This window comes from Nostoc sp. 'Peltigera membranacea cyanobiont' 210A (assembly GCF_002246015.1).
Classification (GTDB): Bacteria; Cyanobacteriota; Cyanobacteriia; order Cyanobacteriales; family Nostocaceae; genus Nostoc.
On sequence record NZ_NOLJ01000012.1, the window covers coordinates 207,569 to 225,267 of the forward strand.

General features: G+C 42.3%; 14 protein-coding genes. 9 read left to right on the forward strand and 5 right to left on the reverse strand.

What is annotated here, in order from left to right; genetic code table 11:
• Window positions 1-68 precede the first annotated feature (68 nt).
• Window positions 69-470, forward strand: coding sequence for a CU044_2847 family protein (locus CDG76_RS31090; protein ID WP_094352688.1), 402 nt, complete (start codon window positions 69-71; stop codon window positions 468-470).
• Complete coding sequence (locus tag CDG76_RS31095; RefSeq protein ID WP_094352689.1) at window positions 467-1,177, forward strand: TIGR04283 family arsenosugar biosynthesis glycosyltransferase; 711 nt, start codon at window positions 467-469, stop codon at window positions 1,175-1,177. The genes CDG76_RS31090 and CDG76_RS31095 overlap by 4 nt, the downstream gene beginning before the upstream one ends.
• On the opposite strand, the gene CDG76_RS36685 is transcribed toward CDG76_RS31095, so the two are convergent.
• Complete coding sequence (locus CDG76_RS36685; RefSeq protein ID WP_143854201.1) at window positions 1,124-1,417, reverse strand: hypothetical protein; 294 nt, start codon at window positions 1,415-1,417, stop codon at window positions 1,124-1,126. The two genes, CDG76_RS31095 and CDG76_RS36685, sit on opposite strands and share 54 nt — an antisense overlap.
• A gap of 39 nt (window positions 1,418-1,456) precedes the next feature.
• Between CDG76_RS36685 and CDG76_RS31100 the strand changes: the two genes are divergently transcribed.
• The 4 genes from CDG76_RS31100 (at window position 1,457) to CDG76_RS31115 (ending at window position 5,344) form a co-directional block, all read left to right on the forward strand.
• On the forward strand, window positions 1,457-2,215 hold the full coding sequence (locus CDG76_RS31100) for a TVP38/TMEM64 family protein (RefSeq protein WP_094352690.1): 759 nt from the start codon (window positions 1,457-1,459) through the stop codon (window positions 2,213-2,215).
• Window positions 2,184-3,026, forward strand: a complete 843-nt coding sequence (locus CDG76_RS31105; RefSeq protein WP_223265461.1) for a TVP38/TMEM64 family protein — start codon at window positions 2,184-2,186, stop codon at window positions 3,024-3,026. Before CDG76_RS31100 ends, CDG76_RS31105 begins: the two co-directional genes overlap by 32 nt.
• A 94-nt stretch (window positions 3,027-3,120) precedes the next feature.
• Window positions 3,121-3,567 carry a YybH family protein gene (locus tag CDG76_RS31110; RefSeq protein WP_094352691.1) on the forward strand — a complete coding sequence of 149 codons (447 nt, stop codon included), beginning with the start codon at window positions 3,121-3,123 and terminating at the stop codon, window positions 3,565-3,567.
• A 226-nt stretch (window positions 3,568-3,793) separates the two neighbouring features.
• Entirely contained in the window at window positions 3,794-5,344 is a 1,551-nt protein-coding gene (locus CDG76_RS31115) for a mercuric reductase (protein WP_094352692.1), read from the forward strand.
• A gap of 236 nt (window positions 5,345-5,580) precedes the next feature.
• Here the strand turns inward: CDG76_RS31115 and CDG76_RS31120 are convergent, their stop codons facing one another.
• Window positions 5,581-8,613: a PA14 domain-containing protein gene (locus CDG76_RS31120; protein ID WP_094352693.1), complete on the reverse strand. Its 3,033-nt coding sequence runs from the start codon at window positions 8,611-8,613 to the stop codon at window positions 5,581-5,583.
• A gap of 841 nt (window positions 8,614-9,454) precedes the next feature.
• On the opposite strand from CDG76_RS31120, the gene mgtE reads away from it, so the two are divergent.
• The gene (gene mgtE / locus CDG76_RS31125; protein ID WP_094352694.1) at window positions 9,455-10,855 is read left to right on the forward strand and encodes a magnesium transporter; all 1,401 of its coding nucleotides are present in this window, start codon (window positions 9,455-9,457) and stop codon (window positions 10,853-10,855) included.
• 184 nt (window positions 10,856-11,039) lie between these two features.
• On the opposite strand, the gene CDG76_RS31130 is transcribed toward mgtE, so the two are convergent.
• Window positions 11,040-11,297 carry a hypothetical protein gene (locus CDG76_RS31130; RefSeq protein WP_094352695.1) on the reverse strand — a complete coding sequence of 86 codons (258 nt, stop codon included), beginning with the start codon at window positions 11,295-11,297 and terminating at the stop codon, window positions 11,040-11,042.
• A 251-nt stretch (window positions 11,298-11,548) separates the two neighbouring features.
• Window positions 11,549-12,430 (reverse strand): SDR family oxidoreductase, encoded by an 882-nt coding sequence (locus CDG76_RS31135; protein WP_094352696.1) that lies wholly within the window; start codon window positions 12,428-12,430, stop codon window positions 11,549-11,551.
• A 549-nt stretch (window positions 12,431-12,979) separates the two neighbouring features.
• On the opposite strand from CDG76_RS31135, the gene CDG76_RS31140 reads away from it, so the two are divergent.
• Window positions 12,980-14,578, forward strand: a complete 1,599-nt coding sequence (locus tag CDG76_RS31140) for a peptide ligase PGM1-related protein (protein WP_094352697.1) — start codon at window positions 12,980-12,982, stop codon at window positions 14,576-14,578.
• 325 nt (window positions 14,579-14,903) lie between these two features.
• Here CDG76_RS31140 and CDG76_RS31145 read toward each other — a convergent pair whose 3' ends face one another.
• The gene (locus CDG76_RS31145; RefSeq protein WP_094352698.1) at window positions 14,904-16,718 is read right to left on the reverse strand and encodes a serine/threonine protein kinase; all 1,815 of its coding nucleotides are present in this window, start codon (window positions 16,716-16,718) and stop codon (window positions 14,904-14,906) included.
• A gap of 405 nt (window positions 16,719-17,123) precedes the next feature.
• Between CDG76_RS31145 and CDG76_RS31150 the strand changes: the two genes are divergently transcribed.
• Complete coding sequence (locus tag CDG76_RS31150) at window positions 17,124-17,555, forward strand: EamA family transporter (protein WP_094352699.1); 432 nt, start codon at window positions 17,124-17,126, stop codon at window positions 17,553-17,555.
• Window positions 17,556-17,699: the final 144 nt, after the last annotated feature.

Genomic DNA, 17,699 nt, shown 5'->3' on the forward strand with positions numbered 1-17,699 from the left:
CGTAAAATTTTGTAGATAAGCACAGTTGGGCTACCCTAGACGCAATTCTTTTAGGCGAGATTTATCCCATGACTCAACTCACACCTATTCAGTTAGAAGATGGCACGATTATTTACATTGAAGCCACAAATAACGTAGATGCACCACCAGTCAGCATCGAAGTTTCTCCAGAGGGAGAAGAAGAAGCACTAATTGATAAGGGATGGAATGCTGATGCTGCACAAAAACAGATAGTGCAAAATTTCCAAGCAATTGAAGGTACAATTCGGGCTTACACTGTTTATTCACTCAATGCTTTTAAGAAAATCCCTGTTGCTAATATTGATAAAGTCACTTTAGAATTTGGCATCAAAGTTGGCGGTGAAGCAGGTATACCTTACGTGACTAAAGGCACGGCTGAAAGTAATCTTAAGATAACGGTAGAGTGTTCGTTTCCTGACCAACCGGAAAAGAAAACTCAGCAATCATGAGTGAGAGTATTGACGCAGCCAAAATTTCGATTATTATTCCGGCTATTAATGAAGCGGGGAATATTAAAAAAGCCATTGCTACTACTCAAGCCAATCTAAATATAGAAGTCATTGTAGTCGATGGTGGCTCAAGTGATGATACTGTAGCGATCGCTCAGTCTTTAAATGTCAAAGTTATCTCATCATCTCCCGGTCGTGCTGTGCAAATGAACGCGGGTGCTGTAGCGGCTAGCGGCGAGATTCTGCTATTTCTTCATGCAGATACTCGTTTACCTGCTGGGTTTGATGAGATGATTCGCACAGCGCTACAACAACCTGGGACTGTAGCTGGTGCTTTTAAGTTGCGGATTGATGCCTCACTTTTAAGTTTACGATGGGTAGAGTGGGGGGTAAATGTGCGATCGCATTTTTACCAAATGCCCTATGGCGACCAAGCAATTTTTTTAACAAAGCAAGTATTTCAGCAAATAGGCAGTTTTCCCGAATTGCCTATCATGGAAGACTTTGAACTCATGCGTCGTTTAAAACGCATCGGACGCGTTGTAATTATTCCTACACCAGTTGTCACCTCAGCCCGTAGATGGTTGCAAAAGGGAGTATTGAAAACTACGCTACTTAATCAAATAGTAATTATTGCTTATTTGCTCGGCGTTTCACCTGAGCGAATTTGCAGCTGGTATCGCCGAGAAAAATTTAAGAGGCTTTAAGCTGTTTCTCATGTGGGTAGTATATCTTAGGGGCATTAGATTTGAGGTATAAATTTTAAAGTTGAGCCTCAGAAGGTCAACATTGAGCCTCAGAAGGTCAACATTGAGCCTCAGAAGGTCAACATTGAGCCTCAGAAGGTCAACATTGAGCCTCAGAAGGTCAACATTGAGCCTCAGAAGGTCAACATCGAGCCTCAGAAGGTCAACATCGAGCTTCAGAAGGTCAACATCGAGCTTCAAAAGGTCAACATCGAGCCTCTGAGGGTGAAACTTATAAAAATGAACAAGCGTTTATTCAATTTCAAACTCAAACTACTACTGCTAAGTTGCCTGATTATCACTCTAATAATTGCTGCTAAACAGTTAAACTTTCAGGGACTTTTACAGACCTTAGTCATTTGGGTTCACAGTCTTGGTGCTTTCGGGCCTATCGCCTACATAGTTATTTTCAACTTAGCAACATTACTATTTATACCGGGTTCTCTTCTAACCCTCAAAGGTGGTTGTCTGTTTGGTGTATTTTGGGGATCAATATATGTGCTAATTGCTGCAACAATCGGAGCAACCTTGGCTTTTCTCATTGGACGCTACCTGTCGCGGGATTGGGTTTCTCGACAAATGGAAAAACATCTTAAATTTAAAGCGATTGATTTAGCAGTTGCTAAAGAAGGATGGAAAATTGTTTTGCTAACTCGTCTTTCACCCGTCTTTCCCTTCAATTTATTAAATTATGCTTTTGGGATAACACAGGTTTCTCTCAAAGACTATATATTAGGTTCCTTCGGCATTATTCCCGGTACTGTGATGTACGTTTATATTGGTTCTTTAGCTGGTAATCTTGCCATGATTAACACCTCTCATCAACCAATTACTCCAGAGACTCAGGTTTGGCAATGGATAATGCGAGTGGTTGGGTTGATTGCTACCGTTGCTGTAACTGCATATATCACAAAAATTGCTCAGAAAGCATTAGCTCAAAGTGTGGCAATAGAAGAAATCACAACTCATGAAAAAACTAACAATCATTCAGATATTTAGAGCCTCTCTGCGAGACGCTACGCGAACGACTCCGCTCGGCTTTAACACTGAGCGAAGCCGAAGTGTTAAAAGTATTGATGCCACAAGCTTGCAGAAGTTTTTTAGCCTCAGTCTATTAATATTACTAATATTGGCAAGTAGTTTCTCATTAAACACAGACCCGGCTTTGGCACAAGAATCGGCAAATCCAAATTATTTTAATCCCCAAGCAATTTTACGCGAAGCCTTGCAGTGGATTGATAGCCTGGGTGCGATGGGAGCCATAGCTTTTATTGCCCTTTATATTGTCGCTACCGTTGCTTTTTTCCCAGGTTCTATTCTCACCTTGGGAGCAGGTGTAATTTTTGGTGCAGTTTGGGGTTCTCTCTACGTGTTTATCGGTGCAACCCTTGGCGCTACTGCTGCTTTCCTTGTGGGACGTTATTTAGCAAGAAACTGGGTTGCTGGTAAAATCGCAGATAACAAAAAATTTGCCGCCATTGACCAAGCGGTAGGTAAAGAAGGATTAAAAATTGTCCTGTTAACGCGACTATCCCCGATATTTCCTTTCAATTTGCTTAACTATGCCTTTGGCATCACTGGAGTTTCACTTCAAGATTACTTCATCGGCTCTCTAGGCATGATTCCCGGAACCATTTTGTACGTTTATATTGGTTCCCTTGCAGGTAATCTGGCGATGATTGGGACTGAGGCTCAACCTACCAACCCGACTTTACAATGGGCAATTCGCATTTTGGGTTTATTTGCGACAGTCGCCGTTACAGTTTATGTAACCCGGATTGCGCGGAAAGCTTTAGAAGAGGAATTGTAAGGGTGGACAGATGCCCTCGCTATCTTTGGCAATCTTCGTATATTACAAAATAAATTGCGGAAAATGGGATAACAATTGAACAAAGGAAAATAATATGACAACTGAAAATAGTAAACCAAATGATGAAGTCCAAATTCGCACGATAATCGAGGAGCGCGTCAAAGCAGTAGGCAACAAGGACATCAACGCGCTTTTGTCCAATCACGCGCCGGATATTCTGTCCTTCGATATCATCAATCCACTGCAATATATCGGAGCAGATACGGTTAAAGAACGCGCCCAGAAGTGGGTTTCTTCGTTTAAAGGCTCAATCGGCTATGAGATTCTAGACCTGAGCATCACGACGGGCGAAACGGTAGCTTTCTGCCATTACCTCTATCGTGTGAGCGGAACACTGACAGACGGAGGGAAAGTCGAAATGTGGGTGCGGGCGACTGTTTGCTTGCGTGAGATTGACGGCAAGTGGATGATTGTGCATGAGCATCAATCAGTGCCTTTCGACCCGGAGACAGGCAAAGCGTCGCTTAATCTCAAGCCGTAGGACTTCGTGAATCATAAGATACGCTCGCATTGTCCGTTAATTTTTATCGGGCTTGGTTGCGGTTTCGCGCTGCGTCAATTCAATCGTTCGGCAGTTATTGCCCGAATTGGATGCGCCGACAAATAATTAATTTTGTCCAAAGTCTAATTCATTAAACAAGCATAAAAATAAAAGACTGAGCCGCCTAAATTAATCGGGATTCTTAATTTTAAAAGAGGTTTTGCCAATGACCAATTCAGATTTAGAGAGAGTTACAGTTCGCCCAATAGACGAGTATAACCAAAAGTTGGTATCTTACGTCCATCCGCCAAATTGGGTTAATCCTCAACCTGCCGATGTTTACGACTTGGTAGTAATTGGTGCTGGTACGGCAGGATTAGTAGTGGCTGCGGGTGCGGCGGGTCTGGATTTGGGTTTAAAGGTGGCGATAATTGAAAAGCATCTCATGGGTGGAGATTGCTTAAATGTTGGTTGCGTACCATCTAAAACTATTATTCGCTCTGCCCGCGTCATTGGCGAAATCTGGGATGCTAAAGACTTGGGAGTTAATATTCCCCAACGCAATATTGATGTTGATTTTCCCAAAGTCATGGCCAGAATGCGGCGGATAAGAGCTGATATCAGCCCTAACGACTCGGCGGAACGGTTTCAAAACTTGGGTGTTGATGTCTTTTTGGGTAGCGGTCGATTTGCGAGTAAAAATACCGTGGAAGTTGGCGATAAAACCCTCAAGTTTAAAAAAGCTGTGATTGCAACTGGCGCAAGAGCTGCACAACTGCCGATTCCAGGAATTGAACAGGCGGGTTATCTAACTAATGAGACAGTGTTTTCGCTGATTCAACGACCGGAACGTTTGGCGGTGATTGGTGGCGGCCCCATTGGTTGCGAATTGGCGCAAGCTTTCCGACGGTTGGGTTGTGAGGTGGTACTTTTCCATAGCGGTTCTCACATCCTTAATAAAGAAGATGCTGAGGGCGCTGAAATTCTCCAAAAGGTTTTGATTAAAGAAGGAATTCGCCTAGTACTCGATTCCAAATTGGAAGAAGTGGTAACTGTCACCGAAGGGAAACGCCTTTACTTCTCCACCAATGGTCATCGAGATTCGGTGACAGTCGATGAAATTTTAGTTGGTGCGGGGCGATCGCCAAATGTCGAAAATCTAAATTTAGAAGCTGTGGGTGTAGAATATGACAAGCACCAAGGCGTGAAGGTAAATGATTACCTCCAGACGACCAATCCCAAAATTTATGCAGCTGGCGATATCTGCATGAACTGGAAGTTTACCCATGCTGCTGATGCCGCGGCGCGGATTGTAATTAAAAATACCCTGTTTTCTCCCTTTGGCTTGGGACGCTCGAAACTCAGTAGTTTGGTGATGCCTTGGGTAACTTATACTGACCCAGAAATTGCTCACGTAGGGTTATACGAACACGAGGCGGAAAAATTGGGTATTGAAGTGACGACCATCAACATACCTTTTAATAGTGTAGACCGAGCGATCGCAGATGGTGAAGAGTTAGGATTTCTCAAAATCCACCATAAAAAGGGGTCTGATGAAATTATCGGTGCAACTATTGTCGCCAGTCACGCGGGTGAGATGATCTCAGAAGTGACTACGGCAATGGTGAATAAGATTGGTTTGAGCAAGTTAAGCAGTGTAATTCATCCTTATCCCACTCAAGCCGAAGCGATTAAAAAAGCCGCTGATGCTTATCGCCGAACACTTTTAACATCAAATACCAAAAAATTGTTGGGATTTCTGACAAAGTTATCTTGAGCAAAATCAGTGAACAGTTATCCGACTGTTCACTGATAACTGATACAGCAGTTTTCAACTAGATGAAGTATAAAGTACAGGAGTCAAAATCAGACATCAAGAGTTTACTTCCTACCTCCTGCCTTCTGCCTCCTGCCTTCTGCCTCCTGCCTCCTGCCTCCTACCTCCTGCCTCCTGCCTTCTACCTCCTGCCTTCTGCCTCCTGCCTCCTGCCTCCTGCCTCCTTCAAGTCATCTCTAAACAGGTCGGAAGCGATCGATCTCGCCTCCGGTCAAGTTTGCGTAATACAGATTACCATCAGGGCCAGTGGTGATTTGTGTAGGCAGTCCTAGATTAGGCCTGTCTGCTGGGGAAGCAAACCGCTTAACGGAGGTAACTTTACCTTGACTATCTAATATCAAAGCATCGATAGTTCCTTGACTGAAATCACCAATGAATAAGGCACCTTGATAGATTGAAGGGAAAGTATTACCTGTGTAAAAGTCACCCACCAGGATCGAATTAGAACCAGAATGCTTGTAAGTGTACAGTGGTTCTGTAACAGATGAGCCACTATTATAGAAGGCTTTTGCTGCATCTAAATTAGCGTAGACTGGTTGTTTCAGACTGACGACATTACCATTTGCATCAAGTCCACCTTCATAGAATGGCCAGCCAAAGTTAGCTCCTGGTTTTCCGATATTGACCTCTTCGTAAGTACCGAAGCCAACATCACCAATTACAGGGGTATTGGTCTTTTTATCAATTGTGAAACGGAAGGGGTTACGCAGACCTAAGTCATAAACTTTGGAAATATTGCTATTGGCGTCACCGTTGTAGAAAGGATTGCTTGATAAGCCTTGACCAGTAATCGGGTCAATCCGCAGAATCTTGCCGGATAGATTATTCTTATCCTGGACGCGAATTGCTCTGGGGTCTACTCCATTGTAGGAAGTACCATCTCCTAAGCTCACAAACAGAGAACCATCAGTACCAAAACGCACAGAACCAACTGAGTGAGATTCACTATCATTGGCTATAAAATTCTGGATATTTTGGACTTTATCGAGATTATTGAGATAATCCTGCAAGCTGGTAAACGGCTTACCAGTATCTTTGTTGAGAATTCCTGATGGTGCATAGCCAAGTGAGACATTTGTACTATTTCCATCTGGCTTGATAATATTCGCCCAAGTGCCATTTGTACCGAGTAGCACAACTTCGCTGCCAGCGATCGCAGTAGTGTAATTAGTGTTGGGGTCGGCTTTAAAGCGACTTAGCCGTGCAGTCCGATTCCCATTCTGATCGGGATCGTCCAATGTACTATTGGGATTGTTCTTAGAATTGCTTGTATTAGTTTCTGGTGGATCGTAGGTATACAACAGGTAAACATAGTTGTTGCCGTTGGGATTTTTGCCAAAATCTGGATGTACGGCAATGCCTAACAGACCGCGATCGCGCGTATCATTTACCTGTCCGCGAATATCAGTAAATGGTGTAGATAATAAGGTACCGTTTTTCATGACTCGCACTACCCCATTCTTCTGGGCAATGAACATACTGTTACCATCAGGTGCCCATTCAAAAGCTGTAGGTTGATTCAAACCAGAAGCTACCGTATCTAAAGCAAAGTTACCAGAGTCATTATCAATAATACTGATACTTGTCTGTTGATTAGTTAGCTGCACTCCAACTGGGTTACTGAACTTCAAAGCAAATGTTTCATTTGATTCCCCAACGTTGTCATTAAGAATGGGGATAACAATGGTGTTGCTGGTTTGTCCAACTGCAAAACTCAAGCTTCCAGATACAGCCTGGTAGTCAGATCCAGCTTTAGCAGTCCCATCTTGGGTTATGTAGTTGACGCTAGCAGCCGCCGAAGCATTGCCCCGTGTAACTGTCACCTTAGCAGTACCGTCACCCTCACTAACTACTGGCTGACTGAAATCGAGGCCGGAGCGATCGTTGTCTTGAATCGTAATTGCGAGAGTTCTTTGAACTCCGAGTGTTGCCCCCTCTGCCTGATCGATGACAAAATTAAAGGTTTCATCTGCTTCTATCGAGGAATCATCATTGATCGGAATGGATACCTGCGTGCTGCTTTGTCCCGCCGCAAAAGTAAGTATTCCAGCACTTTCAACGCCTTCATTCCCATAGTCAATTCCTTTTGTAGCAGTATTACCTATAGTTGCATACTTGATTGAAGATGTACTACTTAAATCTCCAGTTCTAAGTATTTTAACGGTAACACTATCACTGCCTTCGTTCACAGTCATCGAAGACGATCCCAAGGTGATAGTGGTCTCAAGAAATGGTGAATAAAGTTGAGACTGAGGAATGATTTCTTTCACCTGAGAGGCGCTTGACCAACGCAGTTGAGAAACAGCATTGTTTTTATTTTCGTAGTACTCAAGTTTAATATCGTATTTCTGACCTGCAACCAATGCGATCGAGCCACTGGATTCGGTGGCAGATTGATCGATAAACTGATTGATGATTTGTTGACCATTCACCCACAGTCGCACACCATCATCAGCAGTGGTGTAGAACTTGTAACTTTCGCTGTACTTGGCTTCTACCTGACCTGTCCACCGCGCTGAGAAGCTATCTGCATCAATCGACGGAGCGGGAGAATCAGCGCCCCAGTTAAAGTTCACCGTCGGATTTGTAGTAGTTACCTTCAGGTTAGTGAAGTCGATGTTGTCGTAGTACTCTGCTTTGAGTCCATTGCCACTACTAGGTGTGCTGACATTACTATACAGTTGGGACTGAGGAATGATTTCCTTCGCCTGAGAGGTGCTTGACCAACGCAGTTGAGAAACGGCATTGTTTTTATTTTCGTAGTACTCAAGTTTAATATCGTACTTCTGACCTGCAACTAGTGCGATCGAGCCACTGGATTCGGTGGCAGGTTGATCGATAAACTGATTGATGATTTGTTGACCATTCACCCACAGTCGCACACCATCATCAGCAGTGGTGTAGAACTTGTAAGTTTCGCTGTACTTGGCTTCTACCTGACCTGTCCACCGCGCTGAGAAGCTATCTGCATCAATCGACGCAGCGGGGGAACCAGCGCGCCAGTTAAAGTTCACCGTCGCATCTATGCGAGTTTGCTTGAGGCTGGTGAAGTCGATGTTGTCGTAATACTCTGCCTTGAGTCCATCTCCTTGAGAGATGAGGCTAGACCGAGCAGAAATGCTGGTTTGCCCTTGGTCAATGCTTTCTAGAGATGATTTAGTCGTAATTACTGGGCTTACAGATGTTGATAAGTTTTGATTTGATGCCATAATTAACGTTTCAGGATTAGTTTTAGATTGAATATTTCAACCAAGAATGCATCATAAAGCTTGATATAAATATATTGATCGGCTAATCATTGATTGGCTTATAAATATATCTTTATTAATTACTAATTATGAATAATTACTTGAAGAACATATTAGTCTTTATTTGCTTTCAAAAAATTACTGAGTTTTTGAGACCTTCTAAATTTCAATGATGTGCAGATGCATATTTCAGTAAGGCAAGCAATGCTCAAGAAAGCAAATACATGCGTAATTAGTCAAATGTAATAGCTTTACATAGATTACTTAAGTATTCTTTTACTTCTACATATTTGACAATAGATGCGGTGTTATGTCTATCTTGTTTATGGAACTTTGTTTAAATATTCACATTAATATATTCTTTTTTAAAGGAATATAAAAGTTTTGATGATGTTTAAGTAAAAATTGTTAAAGTACCGGATAATTTAATGTATTTTATCTACAGATTTATTAACTATATAAAAATTAGATAAAGAAAACTTTTAATATTTAAAGATTTAAAAAACTAATATTTATCCATACTTCATCTTGACTATTAATTTATCGAACATAATTCAGGAGTCAGGAGTCAGAATTCAGTTGGGTATTCTGTATGACTGGCGGATAGCACAGCGTCAACGAGACGCTGTGATATCGCTGAACGCAAAGAATTGTCAGCGTCCGAAACCCTACTCTTTCGTTAATTTACAAAAGTTTTCAATTTACTCAAAGTGAGAAAAATTACAAGTTTGACCTTGCACATCCCACTTTCCCCTAGACTAGGGGCAGCAACCTTGTTCAAACTGGCTGAGGAAAGTGGACTTTGACTGAGACAAACAATGTAAACTCTACCACCCAGAATCTCTCACGCAGGGAATTGCGAGATTTAGTGCGGACTCAGCTGCAAATGCTCCTAGAGGCAGGAGACTTGCAGGGAGCAAAATCTATTCTCGTGCCCGTGCAGCCTGCGGATATCGCCGAGGCGATTGAGGGTTTGCCAGAAGCGATGCACGCTTTGGCTTTTCGCTTGCTTTCTAAGGATGAAGCTATAGAAGTTTATGAATATCTCGACTACAGTGTTCAAGAACGGTTAATTGAAGAACTTAAAAGCCAGGAAGTCTGCGATATTGTCGATCAAATGTCGCCGGATGACCGAGCTAGGTTATTTGATGAATTACCGGCAAAAGTCGTTAATCGCTTGCTAGAACAACTGAGTCCAGCAGAACGTCAAGCTACAGCCCAACTATTGGGTTATGAAGCTGATACAGCTGGGCGAATTATGACGCTAGAGTTGATCTCGCTGAAAGAAAACTTTACAGTATCTCAAGCTCTAGAGCGAATTCGCAACTTAGCTAATGCTAGTGAGATGATTTATTATCTTTATGTCATGGATGCGGCAAGGCGCTTGACGGGAATTGTATCGTTGCGGGAATTAGTAACGTCTCAGCCTGAGCAAATTATTGGCGAAATTATGACCCGTGATGTGGTGTTTGTCTACACTGATACAGACCAGGAAGAAGTTGCAAGATTAATCCAAAGATATGATTTTTTGGCTGTGCCTGTGGTAGATCGAGAACAGCTTCTAGTAGGTATTGTTACGGTAGATGATGTAATTGATATTCTGCAACAAGAAACCACCGAGGATATCTATGCCTTGGGTGGTGGTGTGCAGTCGGGGGGCGACAATTATTTTCAAATGAATTTGCTAGAAATTGCTCGGAAGCGAGTTGTCTGGTTATTGGTCTTACTTATAACTAATACCGTTACAGGGACAATTATTAAGTCGCAAGAGGATCTTTTAGCAAAAGTGGTGACACTGACGGCCTTTATCCCCTTGTTGACTGGTACTGGGGGTAATGTAGGCGCTCAATCTTCCACAGTGGTGATTCGCGGGATGAATACCGATGAAATCCGATCGCTTGGTGCATTGCAGGTAATCGGCCGGGAAGCGATCGCTGGGGCATTATTGGGAGGAATGTTAGGTACGATCGCTACTGTCTGGGCTTATTTTTTGCAAGGACGAATAGAAGTAGCGATCGCTGTAGGCACTAGTTTGGTAGCTATCTCTATTTTAGCTTCGATCTCTGGTTCATCACTGCCATTTCTATTTCGCTATCTTCGTTTAGATCCGGCATTAATGTCAGCACCATTTATTACCACAGCAGTTGATGTCGTAGGTGTTTTGATTTATTTCAATTTAGCGCGGGTAATTTTAAAGTTATGAAAAAAGTCATTAGTCATTAGTCACTTGTACTGAGCGTAGTCGTTGGCGGAGCCTCTCGTAGAGAAGTATTAGTCATTAGTGAATAACACACTACAAATGACATAGACGCGCCAGGGGCTACTCTTCGAGAACGCCAAAGGCGAACCCGCAGGGTAGGACAAACGACAAATGACTAACTTAACTTTTACAATTCTGATTCCGTATCTGGAGCAACAATTTCGCCAGTACCCAATTGCAGTATCATATCCTGGTCAGTAATCAATCCGCTAAGTTCCTTCACTTGTAAATTCATGTCTTCACAAGCTTGTCTAAGTTCTCTGGCAAATTTGTTGAGGTCTTGACCATAGCCACATTGATAAGCAGCAGTTTCAATTCCTTGCTGGGCATTTGCTCTAGCACAATCTACTAGTTCTCTGCCATTCAATGGTGTAGGAGATGCCATAAACGTAGTTATTATTTCTTAAATGTACGCTGTTAGACAGGCTATCAATATTTCGACATTAAATCATCCCTCCAATGGATGACCATGAGGTAGAGTTAAGAGTTATAAGTTTAGAGTTAAAAGTTAAAAGTTAAGGGTTATAAGTTTAGAGTTAGGACTTAAAAGTTGTAAGTTTAAAATATATTGTTTATAACTCTTAATTCCTAACTCCTTACTCATAACTCCTAACTCTTAACTCTTAACTATTCTACTTACCCATTGACAACATCTCCACCATTGACATGTAACACTTGTCCAGAAACATAAGAACCATCATCCGAAGCTAAATATACGTAGCTAGGAGCAACTTCTTCTGGTTGTCCGGCTCGTTCCATTGGTACTTGTTTCCCAAAAGTTTCAACTTTCTCTTCAGGAAAAGTTGAGGGAATTAAAGGTGTCCAAATTGGCCCTGGTGCGACAGCATTAACGCGAATTCCTTTGGATACCAAATTTTTTGATAAGGAGCGAGTAAAAGCAACGATCGCGCCTTTTGTAGAGGAGTAATCTAGTAGTTGTGGACTACCTTTATAAGCTGTTACTGATGTGGTGTTGATGATAGAACTGCCTGCTTGCAAATGCTTGAGTGCAGCTTTAGTCATAAAAAACATCGAGAAGATATTAGTGCGGAAAGTTCGCTCTAGTTGTTCTTCGGTGATTTCTTCAATACTTTCTTTTGGATGTTGTTCAGCAGCGTTGTTGACGAGAATATCGAGTTTGCCAAACTCACCAACTGTTTGCTGTATGGCTTGCTGACAAAAACTTTCATTGCCAATATCACCTGCAATGGTTACTGCACGACGCCCTTGTTTTTCTACCAAATGTTTTGTTTCTTTGGCATCATCGTGTTCGTTAAGGTAAAGAATAGCCACATCTGCACCTTCTTTTGCAAATGCGATCGCAACAGCACGACCAATCCCACTATCTGCACCCGTAATCAATGCTACTTTATCTTGTAACTTCCCACTACCCCGATACTGAGCATCATCAGCTTTGGGTTTTGGTGTCATTTCTGATTCAACACCTGGAGTTTCTTGTTGCTGCGGCGGTTGCAATTTTTGCTCTTTTTTCTCTTTTGGTTCTTTTGATTTAGCCATCTGTTTTACCTTGGTGAATATTGAATGGGGCATTGAGAAAGGGGCATTGGGAATTAGTTACACTCCATCTTTCTCCTATTCCCTATCTCATAACTAAACCTTGGATCGAAAATTCAACCCAAGGTTTATTTTTTGCTTTGACTCTCACTAGCCATTTGCAATTTTAGGCACTTATATCCTGGATGTTTGCCAAACTTACTTATTCCAGCAACTCTACGCAACTTACATTAGTTATCCTCACGCCTGACCATGAAAATAAGTACACAACTCTAATGTGATGAAGAATTTATCTTTTTCATCTGTTTTAAAGTTAACTATTATATTGCTGTACTTTATCGCCCTCTAGAGGTAAAGTAAGCAGCAATTAGCTCAACCTTAAGAGGGAAAAGAATTAAAGAAGTCGGCGATTTGCGGGTTGCTATAGTTTGATCGATCCTTGCGGACTTCCAGAAATTTTTTACAAAAATACCTGAATCTTGACACAGCGACTATACATCGTCCAAAAGGGTGCGTGGTGCGCTACATTGAGATCATTAGAGGGCATGGGTTATGGCAACATTAAATATTTCCGAGTTAGAACAGGTTGAAAAGTTTCGCCACTTACAATTAACCCTGCGCGATCGCTGGAAAACGAGCGAACTATTTGACAATAGCGAAGCGGATATTTTAATTATTCCCTCCTTGAGTCTTGACCAGCGCGAACTCCAAAAGATCGAAGGCTGCGAACATTATGAAGAAAGATTACTATTTTCTTTAATTCGGTTGCGGAATCCCCAAACTCGGCTGATTTATGTAACATCAGTACCGCTGCATCCAAGTATCATTGATTATTATTTGCAACTGTTGCCAGGAATTCCCTTTTCTCATGCTCGCAATCGCTTGCTGTTACTTTCTACTTACGATTCCTCCCTTAAGCCTCTGAGCCAAAAGATTTTAGAACGCCCCCGTCTGCTAGAGCGGATTCAGCAATCTTTGAGGCTAGACAAATCATTTATGATCTGCTACAACTCTTCGCACTGGGAAGGCGAATTGTCTTTAAAATTAGGTGTACCACTATATGCTGCTGCACCAGATTTACAGATTTGGGGGACAAAAAGTGGTAGTCGGCAAATTTTCAAGGAAAGCGGAGTACCACATCCAGATGGCAGCGAAAAAGTTTGGAACCCCACAGATTTGGCTTCCGCTACCGTTGATTTGTGGGAACGCCAACCAACATTAAAACGGGTAGTAGTAAAACTCAACGAGGGCATTTCTGGCGAGGGGAATGCATTGTTGGATCTCAGACCGATTGCGAATTTAGCACCAAACACTGGTACTCATGCCGAAAGGATAGCCGTAATTAGCGATCGCCTTTCAACGATGCGCTTTCAAGCAAAACTTGAGACATGGGATAATTTTTCGGGAAGAATCCCGGAATTAGGGGCAATTACCGAAGCATTTGTGGAAGGGGAAATTAAGCGATCGCCCAGCGTTCAAGGACGGATCACACCCCAAGGCGAAGTGGAAATCCTTTCAACTCACGACCAAATTCTCGGAGGCCCAGACGGTCAGATTTATCTTGGTTGCAGCTTTCCTGCTGATGAAAGATATCGGTTGCAATTACAGCAATTGGGACTTCAAGTTGGCAGAAAGCTAGCAGATAAAGGCACTTTAGAACGGTTTGGTGTAGATTTTATCGCCGTTGACAAGGGTAATGGAGACTGGGATATTCAGGCGATCGAAATTAACCTACGTAAAGGCGGTACAACTCATCCATTCATGACCCTGAAATTATTAACGAACGGTCGCTATGACCTTTCCACGGGTTTATTTTATAGTCAACAAGGTCGTCCAAAATACTACGTTGCCACTGATAATCTCCAAAAAGAGCGCTATCAGGGATTATTACCTAATGATTTAATGGATATCATCGCTCACCACAGATTGCAGTTTGACAGTGGTACAGAAACGGGTACAGTGTTTCATCTTATGGGTTGCCTTTCGCAGTTTGGCAAGGTGGGATTAACCAGCATCGGTGATTCACCGCAACAAGCGCAAGATATTTATAACAAAGTTGTCAAAGTTCTGGATGAAGAAACCCGCAGCGAAAATCGTGATTTCTCGGCGTTTTCAGATTATTCCTTTCCCGTAGTTTGGGATGAATTATAGGGGCACAGCAATGCTGATTGGTGTACCCCTATGAGTAGTACGCCAATTCGCCCAAGTCGGGAGACGCGATGAATCGCCGTCTCTACAAAAGACTGATATTGTAGAGACGGCGATTTATCGCGTCTTTATGATGATTTATCAGCTATGATTTTCACAATCATTGCACCCCACCCCCAGCCCCTCCCCGCCTGCGGGGAGGGGAGACAAAGCGTAGCTTTGGCGGGGTGGGGTTCTTGAGGTTTAATAAGTAACCAAGCGGACATGATATCACTTATGATTACCGCATCTGTGCAAAAATCCCAAAAGCCTCTTTAGCTGATTAGTTCTAAATGCGCTGATCGCTATTAGGTAAATTTTGCTGGTTGCTTGGCTGTTTACCAGATTGAAATTGAGTATATATATAGGTTACTACTGCTAAAGTCACCCCAATAGCCAACACCACCCCTACGATTCGCAAGAAATTGGGGGTAATTCTCGTAGTTAGCTGCTCACTTAGCCTTGGTTGGTAAATAGTGTCATCCGTTCGCGCTTGTGGTCTGCGTTGATTAGACGCAGGTCGTGGCTGATATAAAGTCACATCTGGTTGCACTGGTGGTCTAGTTTGATTAGATACTGGTCGCGGCTGAAACAACGTCTTATCTGGTGACACTTGTTGCCCACCTTGATTAGATCCTGGTCGCGGTTGAAACAACGTCTTATCTGGTGGCACTTGTTGACCGCCTTGATTAGATCCTGGTCGCGGTTGAAACAACGTCTTATCTGGTGGTACTTGTTGCCCGCCTTGATTAGATCCTGGTCGTGGTTGATATAACGTCACATCAGGTTTGCTGGCGTTCGGATTATTCACAGGACTCTGTGGATTTTGTTCAACTGGGTTAAATGGTCTAGGAACGGTTTCGTGATTTGAGCCTTGATTGAAAGCAGATGGAGGACGAATAACAGTATCGTCGTTTGATTGTCTGGGAACAGTTTCGTGATTTGAGCCTTGATTGAAAGCAGATGGAGGACGAATAACAGTATCGTCGTTTGATTGTCTAGGAACAGTTTCGTGATTTGAACCCTGATTGAAAGCAGATGGAGGACGCAGAATCGTGTCGTCGTTTGATTGTCTGGGAACAGTTTCGTGATTTGAGCCTTGATTAGAAGAAGGTTGCGATCGCCCAGTCATTTGTTCGGGTACGCTAGATTCTGTGGCAAATTTGGCAGCAGCTTGTAAAGCCTGATTCAGTTCTTCTACCGTTGCAAATCGGTTGGCTGGGTTCTTGTGGAGGCATTTCATCACCACGGCTTCTAATTGTACGGGTAAATGCTCACACCCTGGTTGCTCGCGCAGTGGTTTTGGTGGCTCATAAGCATGAGCTAATACCCAAGAAGCCTCACTAACATGACTACCCTTAATGCTGATTCCAAAGGGGTCGGCTGCACTCAGCATTTCATAAAGGATAATCCCTAAGCTGTAAATATCACCTCTAGCATCCAGGTTTTGATCGCTTTGGATTTGTTCAGGAGGTGCGTAACGAAATGTACCGATAAATGTACTAGTTATATTTGTAATATTGGAATTTTCTGAAGATTCACTACGAATCTTGGCAACACCAAAATCCAAAATCTTCACCCACTCTCCCAAATCTGTCGGCATCAAAAATATATTATCTGGCTTTAGGTCGCGGTGAACTACCTGAATATGTTCAGTGGTTTTGCCGCCATCTCTTTGGAGAGTAACTCCTTGATGAGCAAGCTGTAGACCTTTACAAACTTGCGCCATAATCTTCACCGTCCGCTCAACAGACAGCCGCTTTTCGCGCAGCAGTAATTGCCTGAGCGTTTGCCCCCGCAAATATTCCATAACGTAAAATGGAAAACCTTCCGGGGTTACACCACAGTCACTAATCTTAACAATGTGGTCGCTTTGCAAAGCAGCACAAACTGCCACCTCCCGCTCAAAACGCTTTCTCATTTCGAGTGATGCCACTAGCGTATCTTTGAGCAACTTCAACGCTACCTGTTGACCAACACGGGTGTCCGTTGCTAGGAAGACTTCTCCCATGCCACCCCCGCCTAACCGTCTGTCTAAACGGTATCGCTGGTTATCACCTACGAAGCGACCATTCCAAGAATTTGAAGAAGGTGGGGATTTCATCTGGGGCAACCCATCCTAGTTACTTTAAAATGTTAACTTTAGTCAGAGATAGTACTAGTATTACAAATATGATTGCTTCATAACTTAGATGAATATTAGTAATATATGCTACTAGCAGTTATCTAATTATACTCAGCTTAACATATTAGTAACTTAAAGTAATGTGATAATTTTGATAAAATGTTTAAACTTTAGACCTAATAGCAGTTGAAATTTGTTCCTGATATTAAGTTAGCGCAAGTTCGACGAGAATCGTCTGCTTCAGTAGTGCTGAGTGACTAAGAGAGTGAAACGGTAGAGCGCAAACTACGCACCTAGCAAGTCAAACTTTACAGACAAGTAATTGAATTTAACACTCTTCTTAAATTACACTGCTAATTTTGACTAGCAAATCAGGAGGCTAAGATGGAAAGCAACACCACAACATGGTGGATATATGCATTATTGTCAGCTGGCTTTGCAGCATTGACAACTATCTTTGCCAAAATTGGGATAGAAAATGTGAATGCTAATTTAGCAACAGCAATCCGAACTGTTGTCATCTTAGTAGTTGCTTGGGGGATTGTATTTTTTCAAGGAAACGTAGTTAATATCTTAGCTATATCCCAAAAAACCATGATTTTCTTATTATTATCTGGATTATCTACAGGATTATCATGGATTTTTTACTTCCAAGCCTTACAAGTAGGAAAAGCTTCACTTGTCGCACCAATTGATAAATCAAGCTTGGTATTAGTTTTATTGTTTTCAGTTATTTTCTTGGGAGAAACATTAAGCTGGAAGATCATTTTAGGAACTGGGTTAGTAGTCATAGGGACTTTAGTTTTAATTATTTAAAGTCTTAATTAATAGTTGACAACGCGCTTTTGTCTGGCGTGCTGATAGTCTTTGCTACAGAATACTTAAAGTTTTGCAAAATATATTCTATTAATGTTCTCTGGCGTACATGATTAATATGTGCTATTGCCATGAGGAATCAGG